General features: G+C 73.0%; 12 protein-coding genes. 11 read left to right on the forward strand and 1 reads right to left on the reverse strand.

What is annotated here, in order from left to right:
• The first annotated feature begins 27 nt into the window (after nucleotides 1-27).
• Entirely contained in the window at nucleotides 28-1,539 is a 1,512-nt protein-coding gene (locus DEI86_RS09675) for an NlpC/P60 family protein (protein WP_111049395.1), read from the forward strand.
• A gap of 168 nt (nucleotides 1,540-1,707) precedes the next feature.
• Here the strand turns inward: DEI86_RS09675 and DEI86_RS09680 are convergent, their stop codons facing one another.
• Complete coding sequence (locus DEI86_RS09680) at nucleotides 1,708-2,196, reverse strand: inorganic diphosphatase (protein WP_111010321.1); 489 nt, start codon at nucleotides 2,194-2,196, stop codon at nucleotides 1,708-1,710.
• A gap of 63 nt (nucleotides 2,197-2,259) precedes the next feature.
• Here DEI86_RS09680 and tilS point away from each other — a divergent pair, with 63 nt between their 5' ends.
• From tilS to DEI86_RS09730, 10 genes are all read left to right on the forward strand, one after another.
• Nucleotides 2,260-3,384 carry a tRNA lysidine(34) synthetase TilS gene (gene tilS, locus DEI86_RS09685; RefSeq protein WP_111049433.1) on the forward strand — a complete coding sequence of 375 codons (1,125 nt, stop codon included), beginning with the start codon at nucleotides 2,260-2,262 and terminating at the stop codon, nucleotides 3,382-3,384.
• Between the two features lie 34 nt (nucleotides 3,385-3,418).
• Nucleotides 3,419-3,970: a hypoxanthine phosphoribosyltransferase gene (gene hpt, locus DEI86_RS09690; protein WP_111049396.1), complete on the forward strand. Its 552-nt coding sequence runs from the start codon at nucleotides 3,419-3,421 to the stop codon at nucleotides 3,968-3,970.
• Nucleotides 3,971-4,096: 126 nt separating this feature from the next.
• Complete coding sequence (gene ftsH / locus DEI86_RS09695; protein ID WP_111010319.1) at nucleotides 4,097-6,094, forward strand: ATP-dependent zinc metalloprotease FtsH; 1,998 nt, start codon at nucleotides 4,097-4,099, stop codon at nucleotides 6,092-6,094.
• A 9-nt stretch (nucleotides 6,095-6,103) separates the two neighbouring features.
• On the forward strand, nucleotides 6,104-7,078 hold the full coding sequence (gene folP / locus DEI86_RS09700) for a dihydropteroate synthase (protein WP_111049397.1): 975 nt from the start codon (nucleotides 6,104-6,106) through the stop codon (nucleotides 7,076-7,078).
• Nucleotides 7,075-7,452 (forward strand): dihydroneopterin aldolase, encoded by a 378-nt coding sequence (gene folB, locus DEI86_RS16860; RefSeq protein WP_111010317.1) that lies wholly within the window; start codon nucleotides 7,075-7,077, stop codon nucleotides 7,450-7,452. Before folP ends, folB begins: the two co-directional genes overlap by 4 nt.
• Nucleotides 7,449-7,988, forward strand: a complete 540-nt coding sequence (gene folK / locus DEI86_RS16865) for a 2-amino-4-hydroxy-6-hydroxymethyldihydropteridine diphosphokinase (RefSeq protein ID WP_111010316.1) — start codon at nucleotides 7,449-7,451, stop codon at nucleotides 7,986-7,988. Before folB ends, folK begins: the two co-directional genes overlap by 4 nt.
• A complete protein-coding gene (locus tag DEI86_RS09715) occupies nucleotides 7,985-8,461 on the forward strand; it encodes a DUF3180 domain-containing protein (RefSeq protein ID WP_111010315.1) in 477 nt (158 codons plus the stop codon). The genes folK and DEI86_RS09715 overlap by 4 nt, the downstream gene beginning before the upstream one ends.
• 38 nt (nucleotides 8,462-8,499) lie before the next feature.
• Nucleotides 8,500-9,006, forward strand: a complete 507-nt coding sequence (locus DEI86_RS09720; RefSeq protein WP_111049398.1) for a PH domain-containing protein — start codon at nucleotides 8,500-8,502, stop codon at nucleotides 9,004-9,006.
• Nucleotides 9,003-10,715 carry a PH domain-containing protein gene (locus DEI86_RS09725; RefSeq protein ID WP_111049399.1) on the forward strand — a complete coding sequence of 571 codons (1,713 nt, stop codon included), beginning with the start codon at nucleotides 9,003-9,005 and terminating at the stop codon, nucleotides 10,713-10,715. Before DEI86_RS09720 ends, DEI86_RS09725 begins: the two co-directional genes overlap by 4 nt.
• Nucleotides 10,712-11,410: a Rossmann-like and DUF2520 domain-containing protein gene (locus DEI86_RS09730; protein WP_111010313.1), complete on the forward strand. Its 699-nt coding sequence runs from the start codon at nucleotides 10,712-10,714 to the stop codon at nucleotides 11,408-11,410. The genes DEI86_RS09725 and DEI86_RS09730 overlap by 4 nt, the downstream gene beginning before the upstream one ends.
• Nucleotides 11,411-11,413: the final 3 nt, after the last annotated feature.

The following is an 11,413-nucleotide window of genomic DNA, read 5'->3' on the forward strand; positions in this document are numbered from 1 at the left end:
GAGCGCGCCCAGGAGGCACTGACCCGCATGAAGCCAGCACGCGTCCTCATCGGAGGCGCCGCGACCCTCGCGGTGCTCGGACTGACGTTCACCGTCGCCGCACCGGCGTCGGCCAGTCCGTCCGCTCCCTCGTGGGCCGACGTGCAGGCGGCGAAGCAGTCCCAGGCGGCGACGCAGCACCAGGTCGACACGTTGACCTCGTCGCTCGACGCGCTGCAGACCCAGGTGGAGCGGGCCTCGGTCGCCGAGCAGCAGGCCGGTGAGGCGTACCAGCGGGCGGCATCGCGACAGCAGGCGGCGCAGACCCGGGTCGACACCCTGACGCGCCAGTCGAAGCAGGCCGAGGCGAAGGCGAAGGTCTCCGCCCAGCAGGTCGCCGGCCTCGTGGTCGAGCTCTCGCGGACGGGCGGCGGGGATCTGTCGACGGCGATGCTCGTCGACGGCGCCGACGCGAAGGACCTGCTGTACCAGGTCGGCACGATGTCGCACCTGTCGGCTCGCTCGGCGGGCATCCTCGCCGACGCCGAGGCCGACCAGCGGCAGGTCGACGCCCTGCAGCACCAGGCCTCCGCGGCCGAGACCGTGCTCGGCAAGGCCACCACGGCCGCCAAGACGTCGCTGTCCGACGCGAACGACCAGGCCGCGAGCGCCGCCGGACGGCTCAAGAGCGTGCAGGACCAGCAGTCGACGCTCTTCGACCAGCTGGCGTACCTCAAGGGAACGACGGCGAGCACCGAGGCCGCGTACTTCGCCGACCAGCAGGCGAAGCAAGCCGAGCAGGTGATCGCGACCTCGACGACCAGTGGGAGCGCCGGCACCACGAAGGCCGCCGGAACGGGGAGCGCGGGCAGCACGAAGGCCGCCGGAACGGGGAGCGCGGGCAGCACGAAGGCCACCGGGACGGGGAGCACCGGGACGACCGCGTCGAAGCCGACCACCGGGACGACCGCGTCGAAGCCGACCACCGGGACGACCGCGTCGAAGCCGACCACCGGGACGACCGCGTCGAAGCCCACCACGACGACGCCCTCGAGCAAGCCGACGACCGGGACGAGCACGGCCCCGAAGCCGGTCAGCACGCCCACCACGAAGCCGACGACGAGCACGCCGAAGCCGCCGACGTCGAGCACCGGCTCGTCCTCACCGTCCAAGGGCTCCGCCGCGCTGGCGTTCGCGTCGGCCCAGATCGGCAAGCCGTACGTGTTCGGTGCCGCCGGTCCGAACTCCTACGACTGCTCGGGGCTCGTGATGGCCGCGTACAGCAGCGTCGGCGTGGCCGTCGGTGGGCACCGGGTCGACTGGCAGTACGAGCACTTCGCCGCGCTCGGCCGACTCGTGCCGCTGTCCCAGGCGCAGCCGGGCGACATCATCTTCTACTCGACGACGGGCACGAACCCGGCGGGGATGTACCACGACACGATCTACGCCGGCGGCGGTCGGATGGTCGAGGCCCCCAAGCCGGGACTCAGCGTGCGGAACTACGCTGTGTACACGTACCAGATCGTCCCCTACGTGGCGCGCCCCACCGGCTCGCTCTGATGACCCGGCCGGGACCCCTTCGGGTGGGGTTCCGAGCCGATGACGGTGCCGACCCCTTCGGGTGGGGTCGTCACCGGACGAAGGCGGCGGGCGCCCCATGGGCACCCGCCGCCTTCACTTCTGCCAACCGGCCGCCTGGCCAGCGCCGCGCCTCGGGGCGCGACGGACTCAGTGGCCCGGCTGGTACGCGGCGAAGCCCGCCGCGACGATCTCCTCGGCCTCGGCGGCGTCACCCCAGCCCTCGGCGTTGACGAACTTGCCCGGCTCGAGGTCCTTGTAGCGCTCGAAGAAGTGGGCGATCTCGGCCTTCGTCTGCTCGTCGACGTCGGCGATGTCCTGGATGTGCTGCCAGCGCGGGTCCTTCGCCGGGACGCAGAGCACCTTGGCGTCGGAGCCGGCCTCGTCGCTCATCTTGAACACGCCGACCGGGCGGACCTTGACGCCGACGCCGGGGAACGCGGGGTACTCGAGCAGGACGAGGGCGTCCACGGGGTCGCCGTCGAGCCCGAGGGTGTTCTCGAAGAAGCCGTAGTCGGTGGGGTAGACGAACGACGTGAACAGGACGCGGTCCAGGTACACCCGACCGGTCTCGTGGTCGACCTCGTACTTGTTGCGGCTGCCCTTGGGGATCTCGATGACGACGTCGTACGCGGCCATGTGGCACTCCTCGATGTGGATGGTTCTGCGGTCCTACAGCGCCGATAACGTTACAGGGTGGACATGCACCGGCCCCGGCTCGGACCCGCCGTCGCCGCCGTGCGCCGCGCGGTGCGGACGTCCCTCGCGGATGCCCGTTCGGCGGGCGTCCTCGCCTCCGGTGACCTCGTCCTCGTGGCGCTGAGCGGCGGCCCCGATTCGCTCGCACTCGCGGCCGCGACCGCGTTCGAGGCGCCCAGGCAGGGCCTCCGCGCGGGCGCCGTCGTCGTCGACCACGGCCTCCAGGCGGGCAGCGGGGCGGTCGCGAGCGCGGCCTCCCGGCAGGCGGAGGCGCTCGGGCTCACGCCCGTCGTCGTCGACCACGTCCGCGTCGGTGACGCGGGTGGGCCGGAGGCCGCCGCCCGGGAGGCCCGGTACCGGGCGATCGCGGCCGTCGCCGCGGCGGAGCGGTCGCCGCTGGTCCTGGTCGGGCACACGATGGACGACCAGGCCGAGACGGTCCTGCTCGGCCTCCTGCGTGGCAGCGGTCCGGACAGCCTGTCGGGCATGCCGGCGCGGTCACCGGCGCCGGTGGCGCCCGGGCCGCTGCTCGCCCGCCCGCTGCTCGGCGTCCGGCGGGCGACGACCGTCGCGGCCTGTGCCGAGAGCGGCCTGGAGCCGTGGACGGACCCGCAGAACAACGATCCCGCGTTCGCCCGGGTCCGGGTGCGCGCGCGCGTGCTGCCGGTGCTCGCCGAGGAGCTCGGCGACGGCGTGGTCGAGGCCCTGGCTCGCACCGCCGACCAGATCCGCGAAGACGCGAGCGCGCTCGACCACTTCGCCGAGGAGCTCGCCGAGGAACTCGCGGAGCACGCCGAGGCGGGCATCGCGGTGTCCGTGTCGGGACTCGCGGCCAACCCGCCGGCCCTGCGGCAGCGACTCGTGCGCCTCGCGGTCGAGGGTGAGTTCGGCGTCGTGCTCTCGCGGCTCCAGACGCTCGAGGTGTGCCGGCTCGTGACGGACTGGTCGGGACAGGGGCCGATCGACCTGCCCGGTGTCCGCGTGCGGCGCGAGGGCGACCGCCTGCTGTTCGCGAGCACGACGTCCGGGCCGGTGTCCGGGTCCGGGCGGCCGGCGTCCGAGTCCGGGCCGGGGTCGCCCGGCCGTATCCTGGGAGACCCGGGCGGCACCGGCCCGGCGCACCATTGACCCGCGCACCACTGATCAGAGAGGGCACGCCCCCGTGGAACTCACCGACGTCCAGGCCGACCTGAGCGAGGTCCTGTTCACCGCCGAGCAGATCGACGCCCGGATCGCCGAGCTCGCCCGCGCGGTCGAGACCGACTACACCGGGCGCGACCCGCTGCTCGTCGGCGTGCTCAAGGGCGCGGTCATGGTGATGGCGGACTTCTCGCGTGAGCTCAAGCTCCCGATCACCATGGACTGGATGGCGGTGTCGTCCTACGGGTCCGGCACCAAGTCGTCCGGCGTCGTGCGGATCCTCAAGGACCTCGACACCGACCTGCACGGCCGCGACGTCCTCATCGTCGAGGACATCATCGACTCCGGGCTCACCCTGTCCTGGCTCCGGCAGAACCTCGTGAGCCGCGGGGCCGCGAGCGTCGAGATCGTCGCGTTGCTCCGCAAGCCCGAGGCGGCCAAGGTGCAGGTGGACGTCAAGTACGTCGGCTTCGACATCCCGGACGCGTTCGTGATCGGGTACGGCCTCGACTACGACGAGCGTTACCGCAACCTGCGTGGTGTCGGGGTCCTGGCGCCGCACGTCTACTCCTGACGAACGGCCCTCCGGACGTCGAGTTCGCCCTCGGAGGACACCCACTCGCCCCACAGAGTCCCGGCCGTATGCTGACTTCCACGCAACATCGGCAGAGAAAGGTGTCGGGCGTGTCGCCCGGATCACATGGACTTCAAGCGCATCTTCCGTGGGCCGTACCTGTACGTGATCATCGCGGTCATCGGGATCTGGATCGGCTGGGCCGTGATCAGTCAGTCCGGGACGTCGCAGATCACGACGCAGAAGGGCCTCGAGCAGCTCGGTGACGGCAAGGTCGCCTCTGCCACCATCAACTCCACCGAGCAGCGCGTCGACCTCGTGCTCAAGGACGGCAACCAGACGGAGCAGTTCTACTACTCCACCCCGCGTGGGCCGGACGTCGTCTCGGCGGTCGACAAGGCGAACCTGTCGAAGGGCTACAACGACACCGTCCAGCAGTCGAACGTGTTCGTCTCGCTCCTGCTGACGTTCCTGCCGTTCCTCGTCATCGGTCTGGTGTTCTGGTTCCTCCTGTCGAGCGCCCAGGGCGGCGGCTCGCGCGTCATGCAGTTCGGCAAGTCCCGCGCGAAGATGAACAACAAGGAGAACCCGCAGGTCACCTTCGCCGACGTCGCCGGCGCGGACGAGGCCATCGAGGAGCTCCAGGAGATCAAGGAGTTCCTCAAGGAGCCGGCCAAGTTCCAGGCGGTCGGCGCGCGGATCCCGAAGGGCGTGCTGCTGTACGGCCCTCCCGGGACCGGCAAGACCCTGCTCGCCCGCGCCGTCGCCGGCGAGGCCGGGGTGCCGTTCTTCTCGATCTCCGGTTCGGACTTCGTCGAGATGTTCGTCGGTGTCGGTGCGAGCCGCGTCCGTGACCTGTTCGACCAGGCCAAGCAGAACGCTCCCGCGATCATCTTCGTCGACGAGATCGACGCCGTCGGTCGCCACCGCGGTGCCGGCATCGGCGGTGGCAACGACGAGCGCGAGCAGACGCTGAACCAGCTCCTCGTCGAGATGGACGGGTTCGACGTCAAGACGAACGTCATCCTCATCGCCGCGACGAACCGTCCCGACGTGCTCGACCCCGCGCTCCTCCGGCCGGGCCGCTTCGACCGCCAGATCGGCGTCGACGCCCCGAGCCTCATCGGCCGCAAGCAGATCCTGCAGGTGCACGGCAAGGGCAAGCCCCTCGCCGCGAGCGTCGACCTCGACGTCCTCGCCCGCAAGACCCCCGGGTTCACGGGTGCCGACCTGGCGAACGTCCTCAACGAGGCCGCGCTGCTCACCGCGCGCTCGAACGCGCAGCTCATCGACAACCGCGCGCTGGACGAGGCCGTCGACCGCGTCATGGCCGGTCCGCAGCGCCGGACCCGCGTCATGAGCGACCAGGAGCGCCTCATCACCGCGTACCACGAGGGCGGTCACGCGCTCGCGGCCTCGGCCATGCGGCACACCGACCCCGTCACGAAGATCACGATCCTCCCGCGCGGTCGTGCCCTCGGGTACACGATGGTGCTCCCGCTCGAGGACAAGTACTCCGTCACGCGCAACGAGCTGCTCGACCAGCTCGCCTACGCCATGGGCGGTCGTGTCGCCGAGGAGATCGTGTTCCACGACCCCACCACGGGTGCGTCGAACGACATCGAGAAGGCCACGGCGACCGCACGCAAGATGGTCACCGAGTACGGCATGAGCACGGCGGTCGGTTCGGTCAAGCTCGGCCAGGGGTCGGGCGAGCCGTTCCTCGGCCGTGACATGGGCGCCCAGCGCGACTACTCGGAGAACATCGCCGAGACCGTCGACGCCGAGGTCCGTGCCCTGCTCGAGTCCGCGCACGACGAGGCCTACCAGGTCATCAACGCGAACCGCGACATCCTCGACCACCTGGCGGGCGCCCTCCTCGAGAAGGAGACGCTCGACCAGAACGAGCTCGCCGAGATCTTCAAGGACGTCCGGAAGCTGCCCGAGCGCCCGCAGTGGCTCTCGAGCGACAGCCGCCCCGTGAGCGACCTGCCCGCGATCTCGCTGCCGGTCAAGGCGCCGGTGGACGAGGGCGCCGTCGACGGCGGCATCGACTCCGAGCCCCCGGCGAAGCCGCGTCGGGCACGGGCCCCGCGCGGGAACCCCGGTATCGCGCCGGCGTAGGCCAGCGGGATGACCGACCTCCCCAGCCGGCGCGAGCGCCGGATCTCCGAGGCGAGCCGCGCCCGCGCCGCCGCAGCCGAACCGGCGACCGTCGCCATCGACCTCCCTGCCCTGCAGCAGGAGGCGGCGACGCGTCGCCGGTCGGCGCGTGCGGCGGGCGCGGCCCCATCGACGCCGGGCCGGGCGCGGATCATGGGCATCCTCAACGTGACGCCCGACTCGTTCAGCGACGGTGGCGAACACCACCGACGCGACGCCGCCGTGACGCACGCGCGCCGGCTCGTGGCCGACGGCGCCGACCTCGTCGACGTCGGCGGCGAGTCCACCCGGCCGGGTGCGCCGCGGGTGCCGGTCGACGAGGAACAGCGTCGCGTGCTGCCGGTCGTGCAGGACCTGGTCGCCGAGGGCATCACGGTGAGCGTCGACACGATGAACGCGGCGACGGCCGAGCGGTCGCTCGAACTCGGGGCGTCGATCGTCAACGACGTCTCCGGCGGGCTGGCAGACCCGGACATGGCCCGGGTCGTCGCCGTGAGTGGTGCGGGCTTCGTCGTCATGCACTGGCGCGGCCACAGCGACGTGATGCACCGGAACGCCGTGTACGAGGACGCCGTCGAGGACGTCCGCCGCGAGCTCGAACTCCGGGTCGCGGAGCTCATCGTGCTCGGTGTGCACCCGGACCAGGTCGTCGTGGACCCGGGGCTCGGGTTCGCGAAGCACGGTCGGCAGAACTGGGAGATCCTGGCCGGGTACGAGCGCTTCGCGTCGCTCGGGCTCCCGGTGCTCGTCGCGGCGTCACGCAAGCGCTTCCTCGCCGGCGTCGGGAGCGATCCGGACGCCGCACCCCGGGACCGGGACCTGCCGACCGCGGCGATCACGCTGCTCGCCGCCGAGCGTGGGGCCTGGGGCGTCCGGGTCCACGACCCCGCCCCGAACCGCGCGGTGCTCGACGTCTGGGACGCCTGGAGGGCCGCGCGATCGTGAACGACGTCATCCGCCTCACGGGGGTCCGGGCTCGCGGTCACCACGGGGTCTTCGACCACGAGCGCGCCGACGGGCAGGACTTCGTCGTCGACGTCGCCGTCGAGGTCGACGCCCGTGCCGCCGCGGGCCCCGACGACCTCGACCGCACGGTGCACTACGGCGTGCTCGCCGAGCAGGTCGTCGCGGCCGTCGAGTCCGACCCCGTCGACCTCATCGAGACCCTGGCGGAGCGCATCGCCGCCGTCGTCCTGGGGCACCCGGCGGCACTCGCCACCGAGGTCACCGTGCACAAGCCCCAGGCGCCGATCACGGTGCCGTTCGCGGACGTGTCGATCACCATCCGCCGGGACCGCTCCGCGCGGGTCGACCCGTGAGGCGCGCCGTCATCGCCCTCGGCGCCAACCTCGGCGACCGGGGGTCGACCCTGCGCGAGGCCGCTGCGGCGATCCTCGCGGTGCCGGGGGTGCGCCCGGTGGCCGCATCGCACGAGGTCGAGTCCGTCGCGATGACCCTCTCCGGGCCCGACGAGACGAAGCCCCGGTACCGCAACGGGGTGGTCGTGGTCGACACCGATCTCGAGCCGCACGCACTCCTCGCCGCGCTGCACGACATCGAGGACGCCCACGGCCGGGTCCGCGTCGAGCGGTGGGGGGACCGGACGCTCGACCTCGACATCGTGGCCGTCGACGACGTCGTGCTCGACGCCGCCGACCTGACGCTCCCGCATCCCCGGGCCGCCGAGCGGGCGTTCGTGCTCGCGCCCTGGCTCGACGCCGACCCCGACGCGGTCCTCCCCGGCGCCGGTCCGGTCGCCGCGCTGCTCGCCGCGGTCGGCGACGACACCGTCCGCGTCGAGGAACCCCGACTGTTCGCGTCCCGTCCGTCCGAGCTCCCGGGAGCACCCCAGTGAGACACACCCGCGCCTCCACCCTGATCAGCGTCGCGATCGTCGCCGGTGTCGCCGGGTTCGCCCTCGACGCCGCCCTGGCGTCCCGGCAGCGGCCCGTCATCGTGCTCTCGTCGGCGCTCGGGCTGACCCTGGGCTTCATCGGCATCGCGCTCGTGCTCATGGCGATCCCGGTCCGTCGGCACGCCCGTGGCACCGCGACCCGCCCCGTCGACGCCTTCTACGCGACGCGGGTGGTGGTCCTCGCCAAGGCCTCGAGCATCTGCGGCGTGCTGTTCGGCGCGTTCACGGGCGGCGGGCTCGCGTTCGTCCTCACGCGGGCCGTCGTCCCCGCGCTAGGCTCCATCCTGCCCAGCGTCGTCGCGGTGTTCGGTGGTCTGGTGCTCATGGTGTGTGCGCTCGTCGCGGAGCACATGTGCACGGTGCCGCCCCGGGACGACGACGACTCCGACCCGGGTGGGACGACCGCGATCTGACCGACCCGGCAGCAGCGACGCCGACGACAGGGGGACCGATGCCGAGGGAACGTCTCGACCTGCCGGGGATCCCCTGGAGCCGGGTGTCGCCGCGCCTGGTCTGGACCGAACTCGTCACCGTCCTCGTCGTCGGGGTGGTCATCACCGCCGGGTGCTTCCTCATCGGCGTGGCGTTCCGGGGGTCCTCACCGACGACCGCGCTCGTGTGGACGCTCATCGGGCTCGCCGCCGCGGTGGTCACCGCCCTCGTCGCTGCCTTCACGCCCCGGCGGATCCGGTCGATCGGGTACGCCCTCCGCGACGACGACCTCGTGGTGCGGCGCGGACTCATGTTCCAGCGGTTCATCGCCGTCCCGTACGGCCGCATGCAGCTCGTCGACATCAGCCGCGGGCCGCTCGGTCGTGCCCTCGGTCTGAGCGACCTCCGGTTCGTGACGGCGGCGGCGAGCACGAACGTCCGGCTGCCCGGGCTCCCCCAGGCCGACGCGGACCGCCTGCGCGACGAACTCGTCGCGATGGCCGAGAGCCGACGGGTCGGGCTGTGACCTCCCGGCCGTCCGGCGCGCCGCTGCCGCCGCTCCCGCAGCCCCACCGGCAGGGCGACGCCGCCGCGGCCGCCGACCTGACCGACGGGACGTGGCACCGCCTGCACCCGCTGACGCCGCTGCTCCGCGGAGGGATCGCGTTGCTCGTGATCCTCGGGTGGGTGGTCAACACCCTCCGCGAGCGGCTGCTCGACCTCGTGATCCCGGGTGGTGCTCGGGGCGGCGAGCAGGGCGACCCGATCGACTACGTCGTCCGCCACGACTACGTGGGCGTCGCGCTCCTCGGGGTGCTCGTGTTCATCCTCGTGCTCATCGGCCTGTTCACGCTGTCCTGGCGCATGCACACCTTCCGCGTGACCGGCGAGGTCGTCGAGGTCCGCTCGGGCGTGCTGTTCCGGAACCACCGCAAGGCCCGCCTCGACCGCATCCAGGCCGTCAACGTCGTCCGCCCGTTCGTGGCCCGGCTCGTCGGCACGGCCCGGCTCGAGATCTCGCAGGCGGGCAACGACGCGAACGTGCAGCTGGCGTACCTCGGCTCGCGGCCGGCCGACGACCTGCGGCAGCGCATCCTGCTGCTGGCGAGCGGTGCCCGCGCCGACGTGCCGGGCGGGTCCCGGGCCTCCCGGCCGCCGGGACGGTTCGTCGACGAGCGGATGACGGAGTTCCTGGCCCCGGAACTCGACCCCGCCGCGGTGCGCGCCACGCGCGTCGTGCGCGTGCACACCGGGCGGCTCATCGGCTCCGTGCTCCTGTCGAACACGACCGTCGTGCTCGCCCTCGCCGCGGTCGGCATCATCGTGAGCGTCGCCGTGACGGGCCAGTACTTCCTGCTCGTGACGTTGTTCCCGGCGATGATCGGCGCCGTCGGGGTCACGGTCCGCCGCTTCACGAAGTCGCTGCAGTACTCGATCGCGGCGACCCCGGACGGGATCCGCATCGGCTACGGCCTCGTGTCGACCTCGAACGAGACCCTGCCGCCCGGGCGCATCCACGCCGTCGCGGTCACGCAGCCGCTGCTGTGGCGTCCGTTCGGCTGGTGGGACGTCCGCGTCAACCGCGCCTCGCACGCCGGCGGCTCCCGTCAGAACCAGCAGACGTCCTCGGTCGTGCTGCCCGTCGGTGACGCCGCGGACGTCCGTGCGGTGCTCGAGATCATCCTGCCGGAGCTCGTCGGCACCGCGGTCGCCGGGCCCGCCGCCTCCTTCGCCAGCCTGCAGGAGGGCTCGGCCGCCGCGGTCGACGTCGTGCAGGGCAGCCTGACGGGGTCGGGCGACGCCGGCGGGTTTACCCGGTCCCCCGGTCGCGGCGCCTGGCTCCGACCGCTGTCCTGGCGTCGCAACGGCTACCGGAGCGTCCCGGGGGCGGTGCTGCTCCGCCTCGGCGCGGTCTGGCGGTCGCTCGTCGTCGTGCCCCTGCCGCGCGTGCAGAGCATCCGGGTGGCACAGGGCCCCCTCGAGCGCGCGCTCGGGCTCGCCGAGGTCCACGTGCACACCGTGCACGGTCCGGTCGTCGCGCGCATCGGCGCGCTCGCCGTGCCCGACGCGATGCGGCTGTTCTCCGGCACCGAGGCCGAGGCCGTCCGCGCGGCCGCCGCCGACACCTCGCACCGGTGGCGTGACGACCGGGAGGCCCGAGGCGGCGACCCCGCGTCGGTCGCCGCACCCGCGGGGTGGGAGCAGGTGCCACGGCCGGACGGAGGACCACGATGAGCGAGCGGGCCGGACGACTCGGGGTCGGCGTCGTCGGTGCGGGCCGGGTGGGCCCGGTGCTCGGCGCCGCGCTCGCGAACGCGGGGCACGCGGTCGTCGGCATCACCGCGGTGTCCGACGCGGGACTCGACCGGGCCGAGGCGCTCCTGCCCGGGGCGCCCGTGCTCGGGACCCCGGAACTCGTCGAGCGGAGCGAACTCGTCCTGCTCGCCGTGCCGGACGACCAGCTGCCGGGGCTCGTGCAGGGTCTGGCCGACGCCGGCATCTGGCAGGCGGGACAGCTCGTCGTGCACACGAGCCCGGACCACGGGGTCGGGGTCCTCGCGCCCGCGACCGCCCAGGGCGTCATCCCGCTGGCGATCCACCCCGCGATGGCGTTCACGGGCACGAGCGTCGACCTCGCCCGCCTCCGGGATGCCTACTGCGCGGTGACCTCGCCCGCGCCGGTGTTGCCGATCGCGCAGGCGCTCGTGGTCGAGATGGGTGCCGAGCCGGTCGTCGTCCGTGAGGCCGACCGCGCCGCCTACGCCGACGCGGTCCGGGCCGCGGTGGACTTCTCGAGCGCGATCGTCGACCAGGCCGCCGGGACGCTGGCGGCGATCGGCGTCGACCACCCGGGACGCGTGCTCGGCGCGCTCGTCCGGTCCGCCGTCGAGAACGCGCTCGCGCAGGCGGACGGGCAGCAGGCGCTGTAGCGG

The sequence above is a fragment of the Curtobacterium sp. MCBD17_028 genome (assembly GCF_003234875.1).
In the GTDB taxonomy this organism is placed as follows: Bacteria; Actinomycetota; Actinomycetes; order Actinomycetales; family Microbacteriaceae; genus Curtobacterium.